Origin of the sequence: Bradyrhizobium pachyrhizi, from assembly GCF_029714545.1 — a bacterium.
Classification (GTDB): domain Bacteria; phylum Pseudomonadota; class Alphaproteobacteria; order Rhizobiales; family Xanthobacteraceae; genus Bradyrhizobium; species Bradyrhizobium pachyrhizi.
Genome location: NZ_CP121667.1, coordinates 3267350 through 3291446 on the forward strand (window position 1 = coordinate 3267350; position 24097 = coordinate 3291446).

Here is a 24097-nt window from a genome sequence, read left to right on the forward strand (position 1 = left end):
CGCCGTCATTCGTGGCGATGCATCGCGGAGTCGCGCTTGGTATCGCGCATCGTGGAGTAGATCAGCAGCGACAGGAAAATCATGCCGCTGAGATAGTAGTAGAACCAATCCTCATGCCCGATGCTCTTGAAATACAGCGCGACCGCCGGCGCGGTGCCGCCGAAGATCGACACCGTGATGGCATAGGGCAGGCCGACGCCGAGCGCGCGGACATTGGTCGGAAACAGCTCGGCTTTCACGATCGCGTTGATCGAGGTGTAGCCGGCGACGAAGATCCAGGCGCCGCAGATCAGAAGGAAGGCCATGAACGGCGACTTGGTGTCCTTCAGCGCGGTCAGGATCGGGATCGTGCCGAGCGTGCCGGCGATGCCGAAGAAGATCAGCAGCGGCTTGCGGCCGATTTTATCGGAGAGCCCGCCATAGATCGGTTGCAGGATGGTCGCGAAGATCAGCGAGCCGAAGATCACGAAGGTGGTCTGGTCCTCGGTGAGGCCGACCGACAGCTTCACGAAAGTCTGCATGTAGGTGGTGAAGGTGTAGAACGCCGCGGTGCCGCCGGCGGTGAGGCCGACCACCAGCAGCAATTCGCGCGGATAGTTCAACAGGCCGACGATCGAGCCGGTTGGCTTGGAAACCTTCTTGGCCTCCTCGAAGGCCTCGGTCTCATGCAGGCCGCGCCGCATCACCGCTGCGACGATCGCGAGCATGGCGCCGATCACGAACGGAATCCGCCAGCCCCAGGCCTTCAACTCGTCCGGCGTCAGGAACACCTTTTGCAGCAACAGCAGCACGATGATCGCGGTGAGCTGGCCGCCGATCAGCGTGACGTACTGAAAGCTGGAGTAGAAGCCGCGGTGCTTGGGATCGGCGACCTCGCTGAGATAGGTGGCGCTGGCGCCATATTCGCCGCCGAGGCTCAGGCCCTCGATCACGCGGGCCAGCGCCAGGATCGCCGGGGCCGCGATGCCGATCGAGGCATAGGTCGGCGTCACCGCGATGATCAGCGAGCCGAAGCACATGCAGACCACCGAGAGCGTCAACGACAGCCGCCGGCCATAGCGGTCGGCGATGAAGCCGAACAGCCAGCCGCCGAGCGGACGCATCAGGAAGGTCGCGGCAAACAGCACGGCGGCATTGAGCTGCTGCACCACCGGGTCGCTGTGCGGGAAGAACGCCGGCGCGAAATACAGCGCAAACGCCGTGTAGGCGTAGAAATCGTACCACTCGACGAGATTGCCGACCGAGCCGATGAAAATCGCTTTCACCCGCCGCTCGACGTCGTCGATGTCGAGATGATCGCTCGCGGGCTGAGCGGTTTGTTCGGACATGGCATTGCTCCCGGACTCGTCGGTTCGATTCCGGGGCAAGCTACCTCATTGGGTGACGTGATGTAACCGCTGTCCGGTTCCTCAGGCGTTGTTGCCGAACAGGACAGGGAGTTGACGCGGACCGCGCACCGTGCCTTCCGACCAGGTGACCTTGCCGGCCGGATCGAGCTGGAAATCCGGGATTCGCTTCAGCCATTCCTCGATCGCGACCTGCATCTCCATGCGCGCGAGGTTGGAACCGACGCAGCGGTGGATGCCGAGGCCGAATGCGGCGTGGCGGTTCTCCTTGCGGTCGATCACCACCTTGTCCGCATCGGGGAACATGGCGGGATCGCGATTGGCGGCGGGGAAGGACAACAGCACCATGTTGCCCGCCTTCACCGGGCAGCCGGAGATCGTGGTCTCCTTCATCACCTCGCGCGCCATCGTCACCGGCGAATAGGCGCGCAGGAATTCCTCGATCGCGGTCGGGATCAGTGCCGGCTCCGCGATCAGGCGCTCGCGATCGGCCGGCGTCTTGGCGAGGTGCCAGAGCGAGGAGCCGATCGCGCTCCAGGTGGTGTCGATGCCGGCGATCAGAAGCAGCCGCAGCGAGCCGAGCACGTGCTCGTCGGTGAGCGGCTGGCCGCCGGGGCCCTTGGCCCGCAGCAGCTGCGAGATCAGATCGTCGCCCGGCTCAAGCTTGCGCTGCTCGAGATGGGCCACGAAGTAGCCGGTCATCTCGCGTACGCCGTTCATGAGCTCGTCTTCGTTCTTGATGCCGAGCTCGAGGATCTGGTGGATCCATTTGATGAAGAGATCGCCGTCCTTCTCGGGAATCCCCAGCATGTGGGCGATGGCGCGCACCGGGATATGCTTGGTGTAGCGCGCGGCGGCGTCGCAATGGCCATCGGCGATGAATTCGTCGATCAGCTCGTTGCAGATCGCGCGCACCCGCGGCTCCAGCCGCTTCATCGCGTCCGGCGTGAACGGCGGCAGCAGCACCTGCTTGGCGGGCTTGTGCTCCGGCGGATCGGAGGTGATCGGCGGTGCGCGGGCGGTGATCTCGGGGCGGATGTCGCGCACGATGACGCGGCGCGAGGAGAAGTGCTCGGTGTCGTAGGCGATCTCCTTCACCGCCTGATAGGTGGTCGGCATGTAGCAGCCGAGGAAGCGCTCGGTGTGCACGACGGGCGAAGCCGCGCGCAGCGTCTCCCAGATCGGGAACGGGTCGTCGGTCCAGACCGGATCGGTATGGTCGAAATCATGGACCCAGTCGGAGACCGGGGGATGTTCGGGCAGATAACTTGCGGACGGGGAATCGGACATCAGCTCGTTTCCTTCTCGTTCGATCAAACGCTGGTCGGCTCAACGGGCGGCGCGCAGCCATCCCTTGGCCGGAGCTATTCCTCGGTGACTTCGATCGCGATTTCCGGGCAATTGGTCTGCGCGAGCCAGGCCTTGTCCTCGAGCCCGGCCGGGACGGTGCCATCGCCGACCTCATGGGCGTTGCCGTATTCGTCGAGCTCGAACAGTTCGGGGGCCAGTGATTTGCAGCGGGCGTGACCCTGGCACTTGTCCTGGTCGACGCGGATTCTGAGCTTGGACATGCAAGCACCTCCCTCGGCTCTGGCGCATTGTGGGTTGCGCCGGGTTCCTCATTCCAGTTTATGCAGGTTCTAGCCTGCTTGGGCGCCGGCCTCTTAACCGGATCACCAAGTTATAGTATATTACATTATCGTCGTGCTTGCGCGTCAAGCGAAAATTCAGCGATCATTGCCGCAATGGGACAAATCGTTCGTAAGCCGTTCAAAACCTACCACCACGGCGACCTCCGCGAAGCCCTGATCCAGGCCGCGTTACGCGAGGTCGAGCTCGGTGGTCCCGAGGCGATCAGCATCAAGGCGCTGGCCAAGCAGCTCGGCGTCTCGCAGCCGGCGCCGTACCGGCATTTCGCCGACCGCGAGGCGCTGCTGGAGGCGGTGACCGCGGAAGCATTCCGGCAGTTCAACGTGATCATGCGCGAGGCGATCGAGCAGTCGAGCAAGGGCTCGAAGCTGTCGCGCTTTGCCCAGGCCGCGCTCGCCTTCGGGCTCGAGCGCCACGGCATCTACCGGTTGATGTTCGCGTCGCGCACCATGGCCTGCGCGCCGAAGGGCAGCGAGCTGCACACCGCGGCGATGGAAACGCTGGCACTGCTGATCGAGTCATTCGAGGCGCCGGCGGTCGGGCTATTGCGCGAGCGGCAGGCGCTGAAGATCTGGGCCGGACTGCACGGCATCGTGATGCTCGCCGAGCAGGGCCTGCTGACCGGCGAGTCCGCGCAGATCAGCCGCGAGGAGTTGCTGGACGAAATCGTCGAGCAGACCAAGGCGGCACTCACCGTGGCGCTCAAGGCGACGGAGGAGAAGGCGTAGGCTTCGCGTCTTAGGGCCGCATCAACAGCTTCATCACCTCATCCTGAGGAGCTTGCGGAGCAAGCGTCTCGAAGGCTGAGGCCACAGACCGGGCCTCATGGTTCGAGACGGCGCTGCGCGCCTCCTCACCATGAGGAAAAAGCCTTACTTCGGCGGCCGCGGATCGATCGGCGTGGTGCCGCGCACGCCCAGAATGTCCTCCAGCACTTTCGCGCCGGCCAGAAGCTGCGCCTCGGCACGCGGCTTTGCGACCATCTGCAGACCGACCGGCAGGCCCGAGGCGGTGAAGCCGCAGGGCAGCGACAGCGCCGGGCAGCAGGCCAGCGTGATCGCGTAGACGATGCCGAGCCATTCGACGTAATTGTCGAACTTCTTGCCGTCGCACTCGGCGACATAGCGGTTCTCGACCGGGAATGGCGCCACGATGGTCGCGGGCGCCAGCAGCAGGTCGTACTTGTCGAAGAATTCGAGCGCACGCGCCGTCATCGCGACGCGGTGCGCCTCGGCGCGCTCGAGCTTTTCGACCGTGAGCTTCAACCCCTCCTCGATGTTCCAGATCACCTCGGGCTTCAGCAGATCGCGCTTGGTGCGCAGCAATTCGGCCTTGCTGATCGCGAAATCGAACGCGCGCAACACGTGGAAGCATTCATGGGCTTCGCGCAAATCGGGATGCGCTTCCTCGACGATCGCACCGGCCTCCGCAAACCGTTCCGCCGCCTTGCGCGTCACAGCCCTGACCTCGGGATCGACCGGCGTGATGCCAAGATCGGGCGAATAGGCGATGCGCTTCGGCTTGCTGCCTGACCGCGCCGCCGACAGGAACGACGTCGATAGCGCGGGCAGCGACAGCGGATCGGCGGCATGCTCGCCGCTCATCGCGTCGAGCAGCAGCGCGAGGTCCTCGACATTGCGCGCCATCGGTCCCTGCACGCCGAGGGTACGGTCGACGCCGAACTTCGGCGTGTGCGCGACGCGGCCGATCGACGGCCGGAGGCCGACGATGCCGCAGAAGCTCGCCGGGTTGCGCAGGCTGCCGCCCATGTCGGAGCCGTGCGCGAGCCACGCGGTGCCGCTCGCCAGTGCCGCCGCGGCGCCGCCGGAGGAGCCGGCGGCCGAGCGCGATGTGTCCCAGGGATTGCGGGTCGGGCCGAACACCTCGTTGAAGGTGTTGGCGCCGGCACCGAATTCCGGCGTGTTCGACTTGGCATAGATCACGCCGCCATTCTCTTCGAGGCGCTCGACCAGGATGTCCGACTTCGCCGGGACATTGTCCTTGAAGATCGGCGAGCCCTGCGTGGTCAGCACGCCGGCGACGGCGGTGAGGTCCTTGATCGGAACGGGAAGGCCTGCGAGCAGGCCGCGCTCGCTGACCGGTTTCTGCATCAGGGCCTTGGCGTGGGTGCGGGCGCGGTCGAAGCAGAGCGTCGGCAGCGCGTTGACCTTGCCGTCCACCTCGGCGATGCGCGTCTCCAGCACGTCGAGCAGATCGAGCGGCGTGACGTCGCCGGCCTTCAGCTTCTCGACGACGGCACACGCCGTTTCCTTCACCAAGCCCTGATCAGCCATGCGCCGTTGCTCCTATGCCTTCTGTTTGCTTGTGCTGTAGAACATTTCCTGCCGTCGTGGCAATGCGACGAGAACCGAAGGGGCAGGGATGGCAGCGTTGTTTTCCGCGCTGGACTGGCGCGCGATGAGCCAGCAGGAGCGTGACCTCGGCTTGAACAATGGCGTTGCCGTCAAGGGCAGCGCCGAGATCGCTGCGGGCTGGGAGCAACGCTCGGCGGCGCTGCGGCAAAAGCACGCCGGCCATCTCGACCTCAGATACGGCCCGCGCGAGCGCAACCGGATCGACTTCCTGAAAGTCCGCGACGGCGCGCCGACGCTGCTGTTCATCCACGGCGGCTATTGGCAGACCCGTGCCAAGGAAGTGTTCACGATCTTCGCCGAGGGGCCGATGGCCCACGGCATCAATGTCGCGCTGATCGGCTATACGCTGGCGCCGGATGCGACGCTCGATGACATCGTCGCCGAGATCCATGCCGGCATCGACTTTCTGGCCGGGCGGTTGCCCGCGCTCGGGGCCGCTGCCGAGAGCATCGTGGTGTCGGGCTGGTCGGCCGGCGGACATTTGACATCGATGGCGCTGTCGAACGGCCATGTCCGGGCCGGCATGGCGATCTCGGGAATCTACGACCTCGAGCCGATCAGGCATTCCTATCTCAACGAAAAGCTCAAGCTCGACGAAGCGGCGTCGCGGCGCAACTCGCCGATGATGGCGGAAGGCGGCACGGCAAAGCCGCTGTCGCTGGTGGTCGGCAGCGCCGAATTGCCGCTGCTGCGCAAGCAGACCGCCGATTTCGCCGGCCATCGCGCCCGTTATGGCTTGCCGGTGACCTATGAGGAGATCGCCGGCGCCGATCATTTCTCCATCATGAACCAGATGCTGGCGCCACAGGGCCGCATCACGACGCTGATCCGGCAGCTGTTCGAGCGGACGGCGAGTTGACGTCATTGCGAGCGAAGCGAAGTAATCCATCGGTCCGCATATATGCAGAGCAATGGATTGCTTCGTCGCTGTCGCTCTTCGCAATGACGTGGAGAGCTGCCGTCAGCCCCACCCCGACGTGAGCCCGCCGTCGACCGTGTAGATCACGCCCGACGTATAGCCGGCGCGATCGGACGCCAGGAACGCCATCAGGTCGCCGATCTCGCGTGCATGCGCGGGCCGGCCGAGCGGCAGACCCTTCTGGAATTCCTTGTAACGGCTCTCGTCGCCGAACTGGTTCTTGGCGCGGGTCTTGAGCAGCGTGACGTGGCGGTCGGTGCCGACCGGGCCGGGATTGATGCCGACGACGCGGATATTGTCGGCGAGGCTCTTGCCGCCGAGCGCGCGGGTGAACGCCATCAGCGCGGCATTGCCGGCGCTGCCGCAGATGTAATTGGCGTCGAACTTCTCGCCGGCCGCGCCGATGTCGTTGACGATCACGCCGCCGCCGCGCGCCTTCATCTGCGCGTAGACCGCGCGCGTCAGGTTGACATAGCCGAACACCTTGAGCTCCCAGGCATGCCGCCAGGTCGCCTCGTCGATCTTGTCGATCGAGCCGCCCGGGATATCGCCGGCATTGTTGACGAGGATGTCGATGTCGGCGGCCTCTTTTGCCAATCGCGCCAGATCTTCCGATTTGCGCAAGTCGACGACGCTGACCGCCGCATCAATCTGATGCGCCGAACGGAGCCGTTCGGCCAGCGCCTTCAATTGCTCGCCGTTGCGGGCGGCGAGCAGGAGGTTGGCGCCTTCCTCGGCAAAGGCTTCGGCGGCGGCCGCGCCAATGCCCTTGGAGGCGCCGGTGATCAGGACACGCTTGCCGCGCAGATGCAGATCCATGGGATGTCTCGCTTGGTATGAGGAGTGGGGTGTCGGCGAATTTGGTGGGGCAGGGTCGCGCCGCGGTCAACACTGCACTGCAGCGTTGCGCTCGCGCGAAGTTTGGTCCATTGCAGGGCCATCAGAATAGGCGGCATTGCCGGCCGGGCAAATCACAAGGGTGTTCTCGATGAGCAGCGCAAAGAAGCAGTATCGGATCGCGGTCATTCCCGGCGACGGCATCGGCAAGGAAGTGATGCCGGAGGGCCTGCGCGTCATCGAGGCGGCGGCCAAGAAGCATGGCGTCGACGTGAAATTCGACCATTTCGACTTCGCCTCCTACGACTATTACGAGAAGCACGGCGAGATGATGCCGGCGGACTGGAAGAACCAGATCGGCAAGCATGATGCGATCTATTTCGGCGCGGTCGGCTGGCCGGCGAAAATACCCGACCATATCTCGTTGTGGGGATCGCTCATAAAATTCCGCCGCGAGTTCGACCAGTACGTCAATCTGCGCCCGGTGCGGCTGATGCCCGGCGTGCCGTCGCCGCTGGCGAACCGCAAGCCCGGCGACATCGATTTCTGGGTGGTGCGCGAGAACACCGAGGGCGAATACTCTTCCGTCGGCGGCCGCATGTTCCCGGACACCGACCGCGAATTCGTCACCCAGCAGACCGTGATGACCCGCACCGGCGTCGACCGCATCCTGAAATTCGCGTTCGATCTGGCGCAGTCGCGGCCGAAGAAGCATCTGACCTCGGCGACCAAGTCGAACGGCATCTCCATCACCATGCCCTACTGGGACGAGCGCGTGGAGGCGATGGCCAAGAAATATCCCGGCGTGAAGTGGGACAAGTACCACATCGACATCCTGACCGCGAACTTCGTGCTGCATCCGGACTGGTTCGACGTCGTGGTCGGCTCCAACCTGTTCGGGGATATCCTCTCCGACCTCGGCCCGGCCTGCACCGGCACCATCGGCATCGCGCCGTCGGGCAACATCAATCCGGAAGGCGATTTCCCCTCGGTGTTCGAGCCGGTGCACGGCTCGGCGCCCGACATTGCGGGCCAGGGCATCGCCAACCCGATCGGCATGATCTGGTCAGGTGCGATGATGCTGGAGCATCTGGGCGAGAAGCAGGCAGCCAGCGCCATCGTCGGCGCGATCGAGCGTACGCTCGGCGAACGCACGCTGCGCACGCGCGATCTCGGCGGCAATGCCGACACCACGGCGTGCGGCAAGGCGGTCGCAGAGATGGTGGATTAGGCTGCGCAGTCAATCACGGGGTCGTCCTGGCGAAAGCCAGGACCCATTACCCCGAGTGCTTGTTGTGTTGCTGGTTCTGACCACCGCCCTGCGCGATGACGCAGGCCGGTGGCAATGGGTCCTGGATCGCGCTCGCTACGCTCGCTTGTCCAGGACGACGTCGTCATTGATTGCTTCGCAATCTGCGTAGGGCGAGTTAGCCACCCTACGGCCACTGTCGTCCCTAAGCAGGGACCCATAACCACAGGGACTTGTGTTAGGGCTCGCTGTGGACCCAGCGTTTGCGACAATGTGGAGCAGTAGTTATGGGTCTCGGCTCGCGCGGAGCCTGTCATCGGGCGGCGCTTCGCGCCGACCCGTTGGCTTGGCCGGGACGACGGTGAAATTACTCCTTCACGATCCTGCGGCAATGCTCCCACGCCGCGTGGATCAAATTCTCGCTCGCCTCGGGCGTGCGGAAGGCGGAGTGCGCCGACAGCGTCACGTTCGGGATCTTCGTCAACGGGTGATCCTTCGGCAGCGGCTCGATGTTGTAGACATCGAGGCCGGCGTGGCGGATGTGGCCCGAATTGAGCGCATCGATCATCGCCTGCTCGTCGACGATCGCGCCGCGCGCGGTGTTGATCAGCACCACGCCCTTTTTCATCTTCGCGATCTTGTCGCGCGTGATCAGGCCGCGGGTCTCGTCGTTCAGCAGCAGATGGATCGAGACCACGTCGCTGCTCGCCAGCACGGTGTCGAGATCGACGAACTCGACGCCCGGATGGCTCTTGGGCGACCGGTTCCAGGCGATCACCTTCATGCCGCTGCCGAGCGCGATGCGGGCGACCTCGGCGGCGATGCCGCCGAAGCCGACCAGGCCGAGCGTCTTGCCGGTGAGTTGCATGCCGTCCTCGCGCAGCCAGTTGCCGGCGCGCATCTCGCGGTCCATCTGCGCGATCACGCGCGCCGACGACCACATCAGCGCGATCGCCGATTCCGCGACCGCGGTGTCGCCATAGCCCTTGATCAGGTGCACGGAGATGCCGAGCTCGGCAAGCTCTTCCGGGTTCATGTAGCTGCGCGCGCCGGTGCCGAGGAACACGACGTGCTTCAGGCCGGCGCACTTCCTCGCAACATCGGTCGGCAGCGCGGTGTGGTCGACCACCGCGATCTCGGCGCCGTCGAGCACCGCCGGATAGTCCTCGGACTTGATGTCCGGGTTGCGGTTGATCCGCATCCGGGGATCGCCGGGCTTTTCCAGGCGCTCCGTGATGACAGCAAGCGATTCATTGGCGTCGACAAACACTGCGCGCACGAAAGCCTCCATCGATGAGGAGAAACGAAGATCAGGACGCGACGCCGGCGAGCGCCAGCACCGTATGCATCAGGACGTTGGCGCCGGCGGCGCAATCGGTCTGCGTCGCGTCTTCCAGCTCGTTATGGCTGATGCCATCCTTGCAGGGCACGAACACCATTGCTGCCGGCATCACCGTGTTGAGGTTGCAGGCGTCGTGGCCGGCGCCCGAGGTGATGCGGCGGTGCGAATAGCCGAGCTGCTTGGCCGCGTTCTCGACGGCGTCGACCAGCTTGGGATCGAAATGCGTCGGTGCCTTGCGCCAAACGAGATCGAGTTGAACCTCGACCTTGCGCCGCGTTGCGATCTCGGCAACGGCCGCACGCAGGTCGCGGTCCAGCGCATCCATGATCCCAGCGTCGGCGCTGCGGCAATCCACGGTGAAGGCGATCTCGCCGGGGATGACGTTGCGCGAGGGCGTGGCGATCACCGCCTCGCCGATGGTACCGACTGCCTTCGGGCCGTGCTTCTTCGCGATGCTTTCCATCGCCAGCACGATCTCGGACAGCGTCGCCAGCGCATCGCGGCGCAGCGGCATCGGGGTCGAGCCGGCGTGGCTCTCGAAGCCGGTGATCTTGCCGTCGTACCACAACACGCCCTGGCCGGAATCGACCACGCCGATGGTCTTGCTCTCGGCCTCCAGGATCGGGCCCTGCTCGATATGCAGCTCGACGAAGCTGGTGAACTTCTGGCGGCCGACCGGGGCGTCGCCGCGATAACCAATCGTGTCCAGCGCCTGCGCCACCGTGACGCCCTCGGCGTCCTTGCGCGACAGGATGTCGTCGGTGGTGAAGTCGCCGACATAGGCGGCCGAGGCCATCATCGCCGGCGCAAAGCGCGAGCCTTCCTCATTGGTCCAGTTGCAGATGCAGATCGGCAGCTCGGTCTCGATCCCGGCATCGTTGAGCGTGCGCACCATTTCGAGCGCCGCCAGCGTGCCGAGCACGCCGTCATATTTGCCGCCGGTCGGCTGGGTGTCGAGATGCGAGCCGACGCCGATCGGCGGCTTCGACATGTCCCGTCCTTTCCTCAACCCGAACATCGAGCCGAGTGCGTCGACCTGCACCTCGAGGCCGGCCTCCTCGCACGCCTTGCGGAACCAGTCGCGCACCTGCTTGTCTTCGGCGCTCAGCGTCAGCCGCCGCACACCGCCCTTGGGCGTTGCACCGAACTGCGCGGTTTCGTGGATGGTGCCCCAGAGGCGGGCGGAATCGATCTGCAGGTTGGTGGCGGCTCGGCTCATGTCGTCAGTCCATTTTTATTTTCGTCATTCCGGGGCGATGCGTCAGCATCGAACCCGGAATCTCGAGATTCCGGGTCTGGTCCTTCGGACCATCCCGGAATGACGTTCGATTATCCGGCAATCGTTCAATGACGCGCCACTCCCGCGCCGTCAACCGCCACGCTCGCCTGTGCGATCTGCCGGGCGAGATTGGCGACACGCTCGATGGCGACCGCATCGGGCGAGGCGAGCCAGCTCGCGGTGAAGGTGAGGGGCGGCAGCTTGAGGTCGGTGTCGAGCAGCAGCAAGCGCCCGTCGGCAAGCTCGTTCTCGACGATCGCTGCCGGGATCACCGCGATGCCAAGCCCTTCATTGGCCATGTGGATCACGGTCGCGAGCGAGGTCGAGGCGTGCAGCCGGATCGGGGGCAGGTCGGGGGCGTTGAACAGCGCGCGCACGGTCTCGTAGGGCTGGGTCTTGCGCGGAAAGGTGATGATCGGAAACCGCGCCAGGTCCTGCCGCGCCACCGGGCCGTCGCCGAGGCCGAGGGCCGGGCTCGCCAGGAAACCGATCGGGTAGTCGCACAGCACATGGTTGTGCGCGCCGGACGCCGAGACCGGTCCGAGCACGAAGGCAAGCTCGATCTCCTGCGCCAGCAGCCGCGCGGTCAAATTGGGTGTGATGTCGACCTCGATCTCCAGCGACAGGTTCGGGTAGACCTCATTGACGCTCTTGACGAGGCGCGGCAGCCAGGTGTGCACGATGGTCTCCGCGACACCGAGCCGCAGCGCGCCGCGCATCGCCGAGCGGTCGCCGACCTCGGCCATCATCTCCGATCGCAGGCCGATCAGCTTCTCGGCATAGATCATCATCAGCCGTCCACTCGGAGTCGGTGAGGCCACCCGGTGGTCGCGGTTGAGCAGCTTGACGCCCATTTCGCGCTCGAGTTGGGCAATGCGCTGCGAGATCGCCGGCTGGGTGGTGTTGAGCCGCTGGGCGGCGCCGCGGAAGCTGCCGAGCTTGACGACCCAAAGGAATGTCTCGATCGAGCGGAAGTCCGTCATTGGAAGCATTTTCCCGATCGATAAATCTGATTTATCGATTTTGATTAGAAAGGACGATTAGACATTATATCACGCTTGGTGTTGGTTTGTCCTTGTCGAGATTATGGGCAGGAGAATCCCATGACTGTTTTTGCGGCAGTGCAGCGATCTCAGGGGGAGCCAGTGGTGGCGAGCGTCGAAGCGCGCCGCGCTTGCCGTGACGGCGTGGCCTCGGCCACCACAGCCGGTCTCGCCAACGGTTTCGTCCAGGGCAATCTCGCGATCCTGCCGGAAAAACTCGCCGGCGCCTTCCACCGCTTCTGCCAGCTCAATCCGAAGCCATGCCCGATCATCGGCATGTCCGACGTCGGCGATCCTCGCATTCCCTCGCTTGGCCTCGACCTCGACATCCGCACCGACGTGCCGCGCTACCGGGTCTGGCGCGACGGCGAGGTGGCGGACGAGCCGACCGACATCACCAAATACTGGCGCGACGATCTCGTCACCTTCGTGCTCGGCTGCTCCTACTCGTTCGAGGAGGCGTTGCTGGATGAGGGCCTGCCGATCCGTCACATCGAACGCAATCTGCGTGTGCCAATGTACCGCACCAGTATCGCGTGCAGCCCGTCGGGGCCGTTCGCGGGACCCATGGTGGTGTCGATGCGCCCGTTCAAGCCGGCGGATGCGATCCGCGCGGTGCAGATCACCTCGCGCTTCCCGTCCGTGCATGGCGCGCCGGTCCACCTCGGCCATCCGCATGCAATCGGCATCAAGGATATCGCCAAGCCGGATTACGGCGATGCGGTACCGGTGGCCGATGACGAGATCCCGGTGTTCTGGGCCTGTGGCGTGACGCCGCAATCGGTGATCGCAAGTGCGAAGCTGCCGTTCGCGATCACGCATTCGCCGGGCCTGATGCTGGTGACCGATCTCAGGAACAAGCAGCTCGCTGTGCTCTGAATAGGCAATTCGTGCAATTCATTGAGGCTTTACTGCGCGCTACAAGCGTCACATCGATAATAACAAGCTGACCAAGGGGAAATTTCGATGACGATCTCTCGGCGTAACGTGTTGCTGGGTGCCACTGCCGCCGCGGCGCTCGGTCCGATGGCCGCGCGCGCACAGACCAGTGAAGTGGCAATCGGCGTGATCTATCCGCTGTCGGGCGCCAGCGCGCAGATCGGCGTCGACGCGCAGCGCGCGTTCGAAACCGCGGCCGACATCATCAACAAGAACTATGACTTCGCGCTGCCGCTCGCCAAGGGCGAGGGCCTGTCCGGCCTCGGCGGCTCCAAGGTCAAGCTCGTGTTCGCCGACCACCAGGCCGATCCGCAGAAGGGCCGCGCCGAAGCCGAGCGCCTGATCACGCAGGAGAAGGTCTGCGCCGTGATCGGCACCTATCAGAGCGCGGTCGCCGTCACCGTCAGCCAGATCTGCGAGCGTTACGGCGTTCCGTTCCTCTCGGCCGACAATTCCTCGCCGAGCCTGCATCGCCGCGGCCTGAAATACTATTTCCGCGCCTCGCCGCATGACGAGATGTTCTCGACCGCGATGTTCGACTTCTTCGATGCGATGAAGAAGAAGGGCCAGAAGATCGAAACGCTGGCGCTGTTCCACGAGGACACCATCTTCGGCACCGATTCGGCGAACGCGCAGACCAAGCTCGCCGGCGAGCGCGGCTACAAGATCGTGGCCGACATCAAGTACCGCGCCAACTCGCCGTCGCTGACCGCCGAGGTGCAGCAGCTCAAGGCGGCGAATGCCGACGTGCTGATGCCGTCGAGCTACACCACCGACGCGATCCTCCTCGTCAAGACCATGGCCGAACTCGGCTACAAGCCGAAGAACATCATGGCGCAGGACGCCGGCTTCTCCGAGAAGGCGACCTATGACGCGGTCGGCGACAAGCTCGAGGGCGTGATCTCGCGCGGCAGCTTCTCGCTCGACCTGGCGCAGAAGCGTCCGATGGTCGGTCTGATCAACGAGATGTACCGCGCCAAGTCCGGCAAGGACTTCAACGACTATTCGTCGCGCCAGTTCATGGGCCTGATCGTGATGGCGGACGCCATCAACCGCGCCAAGTCGACCGACGGCGAGAAGATCCGCGAGGCGCTGGTCGCCACCGACATGCCGGGCGATCAGACCATCATGCCGTGGCGGCGCGTCAAGTTCGACGAGATGGGTCAGAACAATTTCGCCGACCCGGTGCTGTTGCAGTACTCCGCGAAGAACTTCGTGACGATCTTCCCGGAACAGGCCGCCGTCTCCGAGGCGATCTGGCCGATGAACAGCTGATCGGTCTCTCAGTTTCCCTACGTCGTCCCGGGCAGCGAAGCGCGACCCGGGACCCCCGCGCGAGTGCTTGCACTCGTCGCGTAACCCAGGCAGGCGTTTTGCGATGATTGGTTGTTATCTCTCCTTCCGATGCATTTGTGGTTATGGGTCCTGGCCTTCGCCAGGACGACGCTTGAATGATGCGTTGACCGGGGCGCAGCGGTGACAGCCGAGACCATTATCCAGAGTTTGGCGAGCGGCCTGTTGATGGGGCTGCTCTACGGACTGATCGCCGCAGGCCTCGCATTGATCTTCGGATTGATGGACGTCGTGAATTTCGCGCACGGCGAGTTCCTGATGATCGCGATGTACGCGACCTTCTTCCTGTTCGCGTTCTTCGCGATCGATCCCTTGCTGTCGGCGCCGCTGGTCGCCGCGGCGCTGTTCGTGTTCGGCGCGGTGGTCTATCTGTTGATCGTTCGCTTCGCGATGCGCGCCAAAGCCAATGCCGGCATGGTGCAGATCTTCTCGACCTTCGGCCTGGCGATCGTGATGCGGGGGCTTGCCCAGTTCTTCTTCACGCCCGACTACCGCAGCGTCACCAACTCCTGGGTCGGCGGCAAGACGGTGTCGATCGCCGGCATCTATCTGCCGGAGCCGCAGCTGATCGGCGCGATGCTGTCGATCGCGGCCTTCGTCGCGCTCTACTTCTTCATCAATCGCACCGATTTCGGCCGCGCGCTCGAGGCGACGCGCGAGGACGCCGGCGCGGTGGCGCTGGTCGGCATCGACAAGAACCGGGTGTTCGCGCTCGGCTGGGGCCTTGGTGCTGCGCTGGTTGGCCTCGCCGGCGCCATCATGGCGATCTTTTTCTACGTCTATCCCGACGTCGGCGCGTCGTTCGCCCTGATCGCCTACGTCACCGTGGCGCTCGGCGGCTTCGGCAGCGTGTTCGGCGCCTTTGCCGGCGGCATCATCGTCGGCCTGGTGGAGGCGACCACCGCGCTGATCCTGCCGCCGTCCCTGAAATCGGTCGGCATCTATGCCGTCTACCTGCTGGTCGTCTTCATCCGCCCGCGTGGCCTGTTCGGATCGATGTGATGGACACCCAGTTCGCCCAACGCCGCAGGCGTGACCTGATCGTGGCGGCCTGCCTCGCGGTGATCGCCGCGCTGGTGCCGCTGTTCGTCAAGGACGTCTACGTCCAGAACATCATGGTGCTGACGCTGATGTATGCGGCGCTGTCGCAGAGCTGGAACATCCTGTCCGGCTATTGCGGACAGATCTCGCTCGGCCATGCGCTGTACTTCGGGCTCGGCGCCTATACCACCGCGCTCTTGTTCACCAAGTTCGGCGTGCTGCCGTGGTTCGGCATGCTGGCGGGCGGGGCGATCTCCGCACTGATCGCGATGGCGCTCGGCTATCCCTGCTTCCGCCTGCGCGGGCATTACTTCGTGATCGCGACCATCGTGATCGCCGAGATCGCGCTGCTGTTGATCCAGAACTGGGATTGGGCCGGCGCCGCGCTCGGCATCGACATCCCGGTGCGCGGCGACAGCTGGCTGAAATTCCAGTTCACCCGCTCGAAGCTGCCTTACTTCTATTTCGCGCTGGCGCTGGCCTGTATCGCCTGGTTCGTCACCTGGTGGCTGGAGGATTCCAAATGGGGCTATTGGTGGCGCGCGGTGAAGGACAATCCCGATGCGGCCGAAAGCCTCGGCGTGGTCGTGTTCAATTCCAAGATGGGCGCGGCGGCGGTCTCGGCCTTCCTCGTTGCGGTCGGCGGCAGCTTCTACGCCCAGTTCGTCTCCTATATCGATCCTGAGAGCGTGATGGGCTTCCAGTTCTCGCTGCTGATGGCGCTGCCTGCGGTGCTTGGCGGCATCGGCACCTTGTGGGGCCCGGTACTGGGCGCTGTCATCCTGATCCCGCTCACCGAGCTGACGCGCTCGTTCATCGGCGGCTCCGGGCGCGGCGTCGACCTCATCGTCTACGGCGCGCTGATCGTCGTGATCTCGCTGGCGCTGCCGCGCGGCCTGGTCAGCGTGTTCTCCCTGCGCAAGGGAGCTGCACGATGACGGCGCTTCCGGAAACCCCGCTCTTGGAAACTCGCGGTGTCTGGCAGCGCTTCGGCGGCCTGGTCGCCAACAGCGACGTCTCGATTTCGGTCGGGCGCGGCGAGATCGTCGGCCTGATCGGTCCCAACGGCGCCGGCAAGTCGACGCTGTTCAACCTGATCGCGGGCGTGCTGCCGCCGACCCAGGGCTCGATCATCTTCGACGGCGAGGACGTGACAAGGCTGCCGGCCGCGGAACGCTGCCAGCGCGGCGTCGGGCGCACCTTCCAGGTCGTCAAGAGTTTTGAGACCATGACCGTGATCGACAACGTCATCGTCGGCGCACTGATCCGCAACACCAAGATGCGCATTGCGCGGCAGAAGGCCTATGAGGTGCTGGAGTTCTGCGGCCTTGCCGCGCGCGCCGACAAGCTTGCAGCCGACCTCGTCCCGTCAGAGAAGCGCCGGCTCGAGGTGGCCCGCGCGCTCGCCACCGAGCCGAAGCTGCTGCTGCTTGACGAAGTCCTTACCGGACTGACGCCGGTCGAGGCGCAGACCGGCGTCGAACTGGTGCGCAAGGTCCGCGCCGCCGGCATCACCGTGCTGATGGTCGAGCACGTGATGGAGATCGTGATGCCGCTGGTCGACCGCGCCATCGTGCTCAATCTCGGCAAGGTGCTGGTCGAGGGCAAGCCGACCGAGGTCGTCCGCAATCCGGAAGTCATTTCTGCCTATCTCGGGGATCGTCATGCTGTCGGTGCGTGAAGTCACCACCGCCTATCAGGGCCTGGTCGCGATCTCCTCGGTGTCGATCGACGTCACCAAGGGCGAGATCGTCTGCGTCGCCGGCGCCAACGGTGCGGGCAAGTCGACGCTGTTGAAATCGATCGCCGGCGCCGAGCGGCCGCGCGCTGGGACCGTCACCTTCGACGGCAAGCGGATCGACGGCCAGCCGCAGCACGTCATCACGTCAAGCGGCATCGCTTACGTGCCGGAGAACCGCCGGCTGTTTCCGCGGCTCTCGGTGCGCGACAATCTGCGGCTCGGTAGCTATCTCTACCGCAGCCAGTCCGACCGCGACGCGCCGCTCGATCTGGTGTTCAAGTTGTTCCCGCGACTTGGCGAACGGCTCGACCAGCGTGCCGAGACCTTGTCCGGCGGCGAGCAGCAGATGCTCGCGATCGGCCGCGCGCTGATGACGCGGCCGCGGCTTCTGATGCTCGACGAACCGTCGCAGGGCATCATGCCGAAACTGGTCGACGAGATCTTCCAGGCCGTGAAGCGCATCCGCGACGCCGGCATGACGGTCCTGATCGTCGAGCAGCGCATGGCCGAATGCCTTGAGATCGCCGACCGCGCCTACATCCTGCAGACCGGCCGCGTGCTGATGCAGGGCACCGCCGCCGAGATCAGCGGCAATCCGGATGTGCGCAAGGCGTATCTGGGGCTTTAGTTTCTGCGACGCTTCCGCGCACGCAGACGTCATCCTGAGGTGCGCGCCTCGAAGGATGGGCCGCGGGTGCTTGTGGCCCATCCTTCGAGGCTCGCTCCGCTCGCACCTCAGGATGACGCTGAGTTAGTGGCGAAATGCCGATGCGGTTTACTTGTTCTCTTTGCCCTCTTCGACCTTTTCGACTTTCGCGGCGAGGTCGGGTACGCGGCTGACGCGGTAGGTCGCGTTGCTGCATGTCAGCGTCCAGGCCTCGTTGTCGGGCTTCGAGAGCTTGTCGTCCCGCTCGGCCTTGAGCGGCTTGTCGCAGGCATAGCCTTGCGCGCGCAGCTGGGTTGCCAGCATGCCTTGCAAGGTCTCTTCGGTCCGTCCGTCCGATGCCGCAAGGCCGACGGCGAACGGTGCCGCTAACGCCAAGCCCGTGAACCTCATCATGACTGTCCTTCGCATATCGATCCTCCGCTTGATCTAGTGAGGGTGATCCGGCAGCACGAGCCCGAACGTCCTGGTCAAATCAGCCACCTGGTCGGGCGACAAATAGCGCGGGTTCAGCCCGCGCAGCAGCAGATAGAGCTTTGCGGTTTCTTCCAGCTCCTCGGTCGCGAACACCGCCGCTTCCAGCGTATCGCCCGACACGACGGGCCCATGATTGGCGAGCAGCACCGATGAATATTTCCCGGCCAGCCCCCGGATCGCGTCGGCAACGGCCGGATCGCCGGGACGATAATAGGGCACCAGCGCGGTCTGGCCGCACTTCATGACGTAATAGGCGGTCATCGGCGGCAGCGCGGCGCGCGGGTCGATCTCGGGCAGCATCGACAGCGCGACCGAATGGGTCGAGTGCAGGTGCACCACGGCGCCGGCGGAGGCGCGCGTCTGGTAGAGCGCTGTGTGCAGCGGCACTTCCTTGGTCGGGGCATCGCCGGAGACCAGCCGGCCGTTGCCGTCGAGCCGTGACATTTTCGCCGGATCGAGGAAGCCGAGCGAGGCGTTGGTCGGCGTCACCAGCCAGCCGCCGTCCGCGAGCCGGACGCTGATATTGCCCGAGGAGCCCGGCGTCAGGCCGCGCTCGAACAGCGAGCGGCCGAAGCGGCAGATGTCCTCACGAAGCTTTGTTTCGCTCATCCGGTTTCGCTCTTCCGGTTTAGCTCTTGGCGCCATCTTTGGCGCTATCCATTTTCCGCTTTGTCTCATGCTTTGGCAGCGCGGCCAAGCCGTGATAGGCAAGCAGCAACGAGCATGAACGGGGCCCGGAAGGCCGCGCTGGCGCAAAGTGACAGCCGGTTTTCCGAAAAGGTCATGCTCAAACAACTAAAAATGTTCAGGGATCGCCAAATGTCCAGTTCCGCAACATCACGTGTCGCCGTCATCGGGCTGGGCTCGATGGGATACGGCATGGCGACCTCGCTCAGGCGGGCCGGTTTCGAGGTGACCGGCTGCGACGTCACGGCCGATGCGGTGGCGCGCTTCGTCGCCGACGGCGGCAAGGGCGCCAAGTCGCCGGCCGAGGCGGCCCGGGATGCCGACATCGTCGTCAGCGTCGTCGTCAATGCGGCGCAGACTGAAGCGATCCTGTTCGGCAAGGACGGCGTCGCCGAGACCCTGGCCAAGGACGCGGTCTTCATCTCCTCGGCGACCATGGACCCCGATATCGCGCGGCGCCTCGCAAAACAGCTCGAGGCGACCGGCCGGCATTATCTCGACGCCCCGATCTCCGGCGGGGCGCAGCGCGCGGCGCAGGGCGAATTGACCATTCTCGCCTCCGGCGGCGCGGCGGCGTTTGCGAAGGCGCGGCCGGCGCTGGATGCGATGGCGGCAAAACTCTACGAGCTTGGCGATGCCGCGGGGCAGGGCGCCGCGTTCAAGATGATCAACCAGCTGCTGGCCGGCGTGCATATCGCGGCCGCCTCCGAGGCGATCGCCTTTGCCGCCAAGCAGGGCCTCGACATCCGCAAGGTCTATGAGGTGATCACCGCCTCCGCCGGCAATTCCTGGATGTTCGAGAACCGCATGCCGCATGTCCTCGACGGTGACTATGCGCCGCGCAGCGCGGTGGAGATCTTCGTCAAGGACCTCGGCATCATCCAGGACATGGCGCGCAATGCGCGCTTCCCGGTGCCGGTCTCGGCCGCGGCCTTGCAGATGTTCCTGATGACCGCGGCCGCCGGCATGGGCCGCGACGACGATGCGTCGGTGGCGCGGATGTATGCGCAGGTTACCGGCACCAAGCTCCCCGGCGATAAATAAGAGGATCACATGCCCCGTTTTGCCGCCAACCTCACCATGATGTTCAACGAGGTCCCCTTCCTCGACCGCTTCGAGGCGGCGGCGAAGTCGGGCTTCACCTCGGTCGAGTTCCTGTTTCCCTACGACCATCCGGCCGAGGAGGTGGGCAAGCGGCTGAAAGGCAATGGGCTGACGCAGGCGCTGTTCAACCTGCCGCCGGGCGACTGGAACGCCGGCGAGAAGGGGTTTGCCGCGCTGCCGGACCGTTTCGCCGACCTGCAGCAGAGCCTGAAGACCGCGCTGCCCTATACGCAGGCGACCGGCGTCAAGCGGGTGCATCTGATGGCGGGCATCGGCGAGCGCAGCGATGCCGGGGCCGTCGCCGCGTTTCGCAAATCGGTCGCCCATGCCGCGGAGTTCTTCGCGCCGCACGGCCTCGACGTCGTGATCGAGCCGATCAATCCGCGCAACGTGCCCGGCTACTTCCTCAACGACTTCATCTTCGCGCGCGATCTGATCAACGAGCTTGGTATCGCGAACCTGAAGCTGCAGTTCGACATCTACCACTGCCAGATCATCCATGGCGACGTCACCATGCGGCTGCGTGAAATGATGCCGATCATCGGCCACGTCCAGATCGCGTCGATCCCCTCGCGCAACGAGCCCGACGGCGAGGAGCTGAACTATCCGTTCCTGTTCGGCGAGCTCGACCGGCTCGGCTATGGCGGCTTCGTCGGCTGCGAATACAATCCGCGCGGCAAGACCACCGACGGTCTCGCCTGGTTCAAGCCCTATGCCGGAGTGAAGCCGTGACGCTCGCGGGACATCTGTCTCTTGGTTGCATCGCCGACGACTATACCGGCGCCTCCGATCTCGCCAACACGCTGACCCGCGCCGGCCTGCGCACGGTGCAGACCATCGGCGTGCCCGCGGACGATCTCGCGCTGCCCGAGGTCGACGCCGTCGTGGTGTCGCTGAAGAGCCGTTCGATCGAGGCCGGCCTCGCCGTGACGCGTTCGCGCGCAGCAGAGGCCTGGCTGCGCGGCCGCGGCGCCAAACATATCCTGTTCAAGATCTGCTCGACCTTCGATTCAACCGATGCCGGCAATATCGGCCCCGTGATGGACGCGCTGCGCGCCGATTCCAGGGATGCCATCGTGCTGGTGACGCCGGCATTCCCGGAGACCGGCCGCACCGTCTACCAGGGCAATCTGTTCGTCGGCTCGGTGCCGCTGAATGAGAGTCCGCTGAAGGACCACCCGCTCAACCCGATGCATGATTCCAATCTGGTTCGCGTGCTGGCGCGGCAAAGCACGACCAAGGTCGGCCTGGTCGATCTTGCAACGCTGAGCCGTGGCGCGGACGCCGTCCGGGCAAAGCTCGCCGAGCTCACGCAAGGCGGGATCGGCGCCGCCATCGTCGATGCGGTGTTCGACCGCGACCTCGAGACCATCGGGCAGGTCGCGCTGGATCACCGTCTTTCGGTCGGCGCTTCCGGGATCGGGCTTGGCCTGGCGCGGGCGCTGGTCGCCGCGAGCAAAGCCAAACCGGACACCGCGGATGCGATGCTGGCGACGCCGGTCGGCGGCCCGGCGGCGTGCCTTGCCGGCAGTTGCTCGCAGGCGACCCTGCGCCAGATCGCCAACGCCGAGAAGGTGATGCCGGTCCTGCACCTCGATCCCGAGCGGGTGGTCGCCGGCAAGGACGAAACGCAGCGTGCGCTCGCCTGGGCCAGAGACCGGCTCGGGGCGGGGCCAATCCTGATTGCGAGTAGCTCGACCCCGGATCAGGTGGCAGCTGTGCAATCCCGTCATGGTCGTGACGCAGCCGGGCATGCCATCGAGCAGGCGATGGCCGACATCGCGGATGGTCTGGTGCAGTCGGGCGTGCACAGGCTGGTGGTCGCCGGTGGTGAAACTTCGGGCGCCGTGGTCGACCGCCTGCGCATTCCCGGATTCCTGGTCGGTGCGGAAATCGCCGCCGGCGTGCCGGTTCTGCGAGCGGTCGGCGCCGGGAGAGGCGAGATGGTGCTTGCACTGAAATCAGGCAATTTCGGCGGGCCGGAGTTTTTCTCGGATGCGCTGGCATTGATGCCTTGATGCGGCTGGCGCGCATCATGCCACGCCGTAGATGAGCGCCTCCGTAGTTCAACGGGGAACCAAATTAACCCTACTTAAGGAGGGGGGCTGGCTTTGATGTCTGCGGCGTCCCGCCACGCCCCCAGCCATTCGATCGGGCTTCGCGAGCCCGATATCAAGAGACCCCACGATGTTCGCCAAATTCTCGATCCGCGCCAAGATTATTGCCGTGGTTGCGTTCCTGCTTGTCGCGATGACAGGCATGGGCATGCTGGCGGTCGTGAATTTACGGTCGATCAACGCCAACACCGTCGACATCACGACGAGCTGGCTGCCGAGCGTGCGTGCGCTCGGCGATCTGCGCGCCGGCGTCATCACCTATCGCAACGTGGTCCGCGAGCACATGCTGTCCGAGACGCTGGAGGACAAGCTCGCGCAGGAAAAGACCCTGACCTCGGTGGTCGACGCTAACCTCAAGGTCCGCGCGATCTACGAGCCGCTGATCGCGACCCCCGCGGAGCGCGCGCTCTACGGTCAATGGGTCGATGCCTGGACCCGTTACAAGAAGGGCACCGAGGAGGTGATGGCGCTGTCGCGTCGGGATGTCGGCAAGACCCCGCATGATGCGCATGAGCTGAACGCCAAGACCGTCAACAAGATCGGCCTCGAGGCCGACGAGATCCTGCGCAAGGACATCGAGCTCAACAATGCCGGCGCCGACAAGGCGGCGCAGGAGGCGGCAAACAGCTACGCGTCGGCCGTCATGCTGCTTGCGATGATCCTTGGCGCCGCCATCATCGTCGGCGTCGGCGTCAGCTTCCTGATGATCCGCGACGTCTCGGCCGGCATCGCCTCGATCGTGAGCCCGATGCAGGCGCTGGGCCGCGGCGACCTGACCGCAAACGTCCCGCATCAGGGCGAGAAGACCGAGATCGGCGCGATGGCCGATACGCTGCAGGTGTTCAAGGAAGCCCTGGTCGCCAAGAAGGCGGCCGATGAAGCCGCCGCTGCGGACGCCGAAGCCAAGATCGAGCGCGGCCGCCGGGTCGACGCCATCACCCGCAATTTCGAACAGATGATCGGCGAGATCGTGCAGACCGTGTCATCCGCCTCGACCCAGCTCGAAGCCTCCGCCGGCACGCTGTCGTCGACCGCCCGGCGTTCGCAGGAACTGACCACGTCGGTTGCCGCGGCGTCCGAGGAAGCCTCGACCAATGTCCAGTCGGTGGCGTCGGCGACCGAGGAGCTGTCGTCGTCGGTGACCGAGATCAGCCGCCAAGTGCAGGAGTCGGCACGGATGGCCGGCGATGCCGTCGGCCAGGCGCGCACCACCAACGATCGCGTCAGCGAGCTGTCGAAGGCCGCCGCGCGGATCGGCGATGTCGTCGAGCTGATCAACACCATTGCCGGCCAGACCAATCTGCTGGCGCTGAACGCCACCATCGAGGCGGCGCGCGCCGGCGAGGCCGGCCGCGGCTTCGCCGTCGTGGCGTCCGAGGTGAAGGCGCTGGCCGAGCAGACCGCCAAGGCGACCGGCGAGATCGGCCAGCAGATCGCCGGCATCCAGACCGCGACCCAGGAGTCGGTCGGCGCGATCAAGGAAATCTCCTCGACCATCGAACGGCTGTCGGAAATCTCGTCCACCATTGCCGCCGCGGTCGAAGAGCAGGGCGCGGCGACGCAGGAAATCTCGCGCAACGTGCAGCAGGCGGCGCAGGGCACCCAGCAGGTCTCGGCCAACATCACCGACGTCCAGCATGGCGCCAACGAGACCGGCTCAGCGTCGAGCCAGGTGCTGTCGGCGGCCCAATCGCTCTCGGGCGACAGCAGCCGCCTCAAGCTCGAGGTGAGCAAGTTCCTCGACGCCGTCCGCGCCGCCTGATCCGGCGCCGCCGCTCGGGCGGCCGCCATCCTTCGCCTAATCGATGCCGACGTGGTGGGCTGACCCGGCCCACCACGTTTTACATTTTCGCAGGGCAGCGATGCGTTAACCTCGCGTCGGCCGAAATAGCATCCTCGGCCGGCTCGCATTCGCAGCAGAGCCGTCTCTTTTT

Annotated in this window: 23 protein-coding genes; 13 read left to right on the top strand and 10 right to left on the bottom strand. The window is 65.2% G+C overall.

The annotated features are described in order from the left end of the window. Positions 1-5: 5 nt before the first annotated feature. The 3 genes from QA639_RS15020 to QA639_RS15030 form a co-directional block, all read right to left on the bottom strand. Positions 6-1328: an MFS transporter gene (locus tag QA639_RS15020; protein ID WP_283090141.1), complete on the bottom strand. Its 1323-nt coding sequence runs from the start codon at positions 1326-1328 to the stop codon at positions 6-8. Positions 1329-1409: 81 nt separating this feature from the next. Beyond that, positions 1410-2636, bottom strand: a complete 1227-nt coding sequence (locus QA639_RS15025; RefSeq protein WP_157348290.1) for a cytochrome P450 — start codon at positions 2634-2636, stop codon at positions 1410-1412. 74 nt (positions 2637-2710) lie between these two features. Next, complete coding sequence (locus tag QA639_RS15030) at positions 2711-2917, bottom strand: ferredoxin (protein WP_016842874.1); 207 nt, start codon at positions 2915-2917, stop codon at positions 2711-2713. Positions 2918-3091: 174 nt separating this feature from the next. On the opposite strand from QA639_RS15030, the gene QA639_RS15035 reads away from it, so the two are divergent. After that, complete coding sequence (locus QA639_RS15035; protein WP_283090142.1) at positions 3092-3724, top strand: TetR/AcrR family transcriptional regulator; 633 nt, start codon at positions 3092-3094, stop codon at positions 3722-3724. A 144-nt stretch (positions 3725-3868) separates the two neighbouring features. Here the strand turns inward: QA639_RS15035 and QA639_RS15040 are convergent, their stop codons facing one another. After that, on the bottom strand, positions 3869-5290 hold the full coding sequence (locus tag QA639_RS15040; RefSeq protein ID WP_283090143.1) for an amidase: 1422 nt from the start codon (positions 5288-5290) through the stop codon (positions 3869-3871). An 88-nt stretch (positions 5291-5378) separates the two neighbouring features. On the opposite strand from QA639_RS15040, the gene QA639_RS15045 reads away from it, so the two are divergent. Then, on the top strand, positions 5379-6230 hold the full coding sequence (locus QA639_RS15045; protein WP_050386032.1) for an alpha/beta hydrolase: 852 nt from the start codon (positions 5379-5381) through the stop codon (positions 6228-6230). A 102-nt stretch (positions 6231-6332) separates the two neighbouring features. On the opposite strand, the gene QA639_RS15050 is transcribed toward QA639_RS15045, so the two are convergent. Next, entirely contained in the window at positions 6333-7109 is a 777-nt protein-coding gene (locus QA639_RS15050) for an SDR family oxidoreductase (protein WP_050386033.1), read from the bottom strand. A 169-nt stretch (positions 7110-7278) separates the two neighbouring features. Here QA639_RS15050 and QA639_RS15055 point away from each other — a divergent pair, with 169 nt between their 5' ends. After that, positions 7279-8358, top strand: coding sequence for a tartrate dehydrogenase (locus QA639_RS15055; protein ID WP_016842870.1), 1080 nt, complete (start codon positions 7279-7281; stop codon positions 8356-8358). A 385-nt stretch (positions 8359-8743) separates the two neighbouring features. Here QA639_RS15055 and QA639_RS15060 read toward each other — a convergent pair whose 3' ends face one another. The 3 genes from QA639_RS15060 to QA639_RS15070 form a co-directional block, all read right to left on the bottom strand. Further along, entirely contained in the window at positions 8744-9655 is a 912-nt protein-coding gene (locus QA639_RS15060; protein ID WP_283090144.1) for an NAD(P)-dependent oxidoreductase, read from the bottom strand. Between the two features lie 31 nt (positions 9656-9686). Further along, complete coding sequence (locus tag QA639_RS15065; RefSeq protein WP_283090145.1) at positions 9687-10937, bottom strand: Zn-dependent hydrolase; 1251 nt, start codon at positions 10935-10937, stop codon at positions 9687-9689. A 125-nt stretch (positions 10938-11062) separates the two neighbouring features. Then, the gene (locus QA639_RS15070; RefSeq protein WP_028331790.1) at positions 11063-11980 is read right to left on the bottom strand and encodes a LysR family transcriptional regulator; all 918 of its coding nucleotides are present in this window, start codon (positions 11978-11980) and stop codon (positions 11063-11065) included. Positions 11981-12100: 120 nt separating this feature from the next. Between QA639_RS15070 and QA639_RS15075 the strand changes: the two genes are divergently transcribed. The 6 genes from QA639_RS15075 (at position 12101) to QA639_RS15100 (ending at position 17742) form a co-directional block, all read left to right on the top strand. Beyond that, on the top strand, positions 12101-12919 hold the full coding sequence (locus tag QA639_RS15075; protein WP_283090146.1) for a putative hydro-lyase: 819 nt from the start codon (positions 12101-12103) through the stop codon (positions 12917-12919). An 87-nt stretch (positions 12920-13006) separates the two neighbouring features. Beyond that, positions 13007-14254 (top strand): ABC transporter substrate-binding protein, encoded by a 1248-nt coding sequence (locus QA639_RS15080; RefSeq protein WP_157348294.1) that lies wholly within the window; start codon positions 13007-13009, stop codon positions 14252-14254. A gap of 246 nt (positions 14255-14500) precedes the next feature. Next, positions 14501-15334 (top strand): branched-chain amino acid ABC transporter permease, encoded by an 834-nt coding sequence (locus QA639_RS15085; protein ID WP_016842864.1) that lies wholly within the window; start codon positions 14501-14503, stop codon positions 15332-15334. Beyond that, on the top strand, positions 15334-16311 hold the full coding sequence (locus tag QA639_RS15090) for a branched-chain amino acid ABC transporter permease (protein ID WP_283090147.1): 978 nt from the start codon (positions 15334-15336) through the stop codon (positions 16309-16311). The genes QA639_RS15085 and QA639_RS15090 overlap by 1 nt, the downstream gene beginning before the upstream one ends. Further along, positions 16308-17054 carry an ABC transporter ATP-binding protein gene (locus tag QA639_RS15095; RefSeq protein ID WP_157348295.1) on the top strand — a complete coding sequence of 249 codons (747 nt, stop codon included), beginning with the start codon at positions 16308-16310 and terminating at the stop codon, positions 17052-17054. Before QA639_RS15090 ends, QA639_RS15095 begins: the two co-directional genes overlap by 4 nt. Then, the gene (locus QA639_RS15100; protein WP_018270525.1) at positions 17038-17742 is read left to right on the top strand and encodes an ABC transporter ATP-binding protein; all 705 of its coding nucleotides are present in this window, start codon (positions 17038-17040) and stop codon (positions 17740-17742) included. Before QA639_RS15095 ends, QA639_RS15100 begins: the two co-directional genes overlap by 17 nt. Before the next feature lie 147 nt (positions 17743-17889). On the opposite strand, the gene QA639_RS15105 is transcribed toward QA639_RS15100, so the two are convergent. Beyond that, on the bottom strand, positions 17890-18174 hold the full coding sequence (locus QA639_RS15105) for a hypothetical protein (RefSeq protein WP_157348296.1): 285 nt from the start codon (positions 18172-18174) through the stop codon (positions 17890-17892). Between the two features lie 33 nt (positions 18175-18207). Then, positions 18208-18864, bottom strand: a complete 657-nt coding sequence (gene otnC, locus QA639_RS15110; RefSeq protein WP_157348297.1) for a 3-oxo-tetronate 4-phosphate decarboxylase — start codon at positions 18862-18864, stop codon at positions 18208-18210. Between the two features lie 210 nt (positions 18865-19074). Between otnC and ltnD the strand changes: the two genes are divergently transcribed. The 4 genes from ltnD (at position 19075) to QA639_RS15130 (ending at position 23925) form a co-directional block, all read left to right on the top strand. After that, positions 19075-19986 (top strand): L-threonate dehydrogenase, encoded by a 912-nt coding sequence (ltnD, locus tag QA639_RS15115; RefSeq protein ID WP_244978812.1) that lies wholly within the window; start codon positions 19075-19077, stop codon positions 19984-19986. Between the two features lie 9 nt (positions 19987-19995). Beyond that, positions 19996-20778: a 2-oxo-tetronate isomerase gene (otnI, locus tag QA639_RS15120; RefSeq protein WP_157348298.1), complete on the top strand. Its 783-nt coding sequence runs from the start codon at positions 19996-19998 to the stop codon at positions 20776-20778. Beyond that, on the top strand, positions 20775-22064 hold the full coding sequence (gene otnK, locus QA639_RS15125; protein WP_283090148.1) for a 3-oxo-tetronate kinase: 1290 nt from the start codon (positions 20775-20777) through the stop codon (positions 22062-22064). The genes otnI and otnK overlap by 4 nt, the downstream gene beginning before the upstream one ends. Before the next feature lie 169 nt (positions 22065-22233). Then, complete coding sequence (locus QA639_RS15130; protein ID WP_157348299.1) at positions 22234-23925, top strand: methyl-accepting chemotaxis protein; 1692 nt, start codon at positions 22234-22236, stop codon at positions 23923-23925. The last annotated feature ends 172 nt before the right edge of the window (positions 23926-24097 follow it).

What these genes read in the sequence shown, in the direction of transcription:
- otnC (WP_157348297.1), bottom strand. Translation starts at nt 18,864, where the DNA reads ATGAGCGAAACAAAGCTTCGTGAGGACATCTGCCGCTTCGGCCGCTCG.
- QA639_RS15035 (WP_283090142.1), top strand. Translation starts at nt 3,092, where the DNA reads ATGGGACAAATCGTTCGTAAGCCGTTCAAAACCTACCACCACGGCGAC.
- ltnD (WP_244978812.1), top strand. Translation starts at nt 19,075, where the DNA reads ATGTCCAGTTCCGCAACATCACGTGTCGCCGTCATCGGGCTGGGCTCG.
- QA639_RS15090 (WP_283090147.1), top strand. Translation starts at nt 15,334, where the DNA reads ATGGACACCCAGTTCGCCCAACGCCGCAGGCGTGACCTGATCGTGGCG.
- QA639_RS15020 (WP_283090141.1), bottom strand. Translation starts at nt 1,328, where the DNA reads ATGTCCGAACAAACCGCTCAGCCCGCGAGCGATCATCTCGACATCGAC.
- QA639_RS15080 (WP_157348294.1), top strand. Translation starts at nt 13,007, where the DNA reads ATGACGATCTCTCGGCGTAACGTGTTGCTGGGTGCCACTGCCGCCGCG.
- QA639_RS15070 (WP_028331790.1), bottom strand. Translation starts at nt 11,980, where the DNA reads ATGACGGACTTCCGCTCGATCGAGACATTCCTTTGGGTCGTCAAGCTC.
- QA639_RS15065 (WP_283090145.1), bottom strand. Translation starts at nt 10,937, where the DNA reads ATGAGCCGAGCCGCCACCAACCTGCAGATCGATTCCGCCCGCCTCTGG.
- QA639_RS15075 (WP_283090146.1), top strand. Translation starts at nt 12,101, where the DNA reads ATGACTGTTTTTGCGGCAGTGCAGCGATCTCAGGGGGAGCCAGTGGTG.
- QA639_RS15050 (WP_050386033.1), bottom strand. Translation starts at nt 7,109, where the DNA reads ATGGATCTGCATCTGCGCGGCAAGCGTGTCCTGATCACCGGCGCCTCC.
- QA639_RS15055 (WP_016842870.1), top strand. Translation starts at nt 7,279, where the DNA reads ATGAGCAGCGCAAAGAAGCAGTATCGGATCGCGGTCATTCCCGGCGAC.
- QA639_RS15030 (WP_016842874.1), bottom strand. Translation starts at nt 2,917, where the DNA reads ATGTCCAAGCTCAGAATCCGCGTCGACCAGGACAAGTGCCAGGGTCAC.
- QA639_RS15095 (WP_157348295.1), top strand. Translation starts at nt 16,308, where the DNA reads ATGACGGCGCTTCCGGAAACCCCGCTCTTGGAAACTCGCGGTGTCTGG.
- QA639_RS15105 (WP_157348296.1), bottom strand. Translation starts at nt 18,174, where the DNA reads ATGATGAGGTTCACGGGCTTGGCGTTAGCGGCACCGTTCGCCGTCGGC.
- QA639_RS15085 (WP_016842864.1), top strand. Translation starts at nt 14,501, where the DNA reads ATGGGGCTGCTCTACGGACTGATCGCCGCAGGCCTCGCATTGATCTTC.
- QA639_RS15045 (WP_050386032.1), top strand. Translation starts at nt 5,379, where the DNA reads ATGGCAGCGTTGTTTTCCGCGCTGGACTGGCGCGCGATGAGCCAGCAG.
- QA639_RS15040 (WP_283090143.1), bottom strand. Translation starts at nt 5,290, where the DNA reads ATGGCTGATCAGGGCTTGGTGAAGGAAACGGCGTGTGCCGTCGTCGAG.
- QA639_RS15100 (WP_018270525.1), top strand. Translation starts at nt 17,038, where the DNA reads ATGCTGTCGGTGCGTGAAGTCACCACCGCCTATCAGGGCCTGGTCGCG.
- otnI (WP_157348298.1), top strand. Translation starts at nt 19,996, where the DNA reads ATGCCCCGTTTTGCCGCCAACCTCACCATGATGTTCAACGAGGTCCCC.
- QA639_RS15130 (WP_157348299.1), top strand. Translation starts at nt 22,234, where the DNA reads ATGTTCGCCAAATTCTCGATCCGCGCCAAGATTATTGCCGTGGTTGCG.
- QA639_RS15025 (WP_157348290.1), bottom strand. Translation starts at nt 2,636, where the DNA reads ATGTCCGATTCCCCGTCCGCAAGTTATCTGCCCGAACATCCCCCGGTC.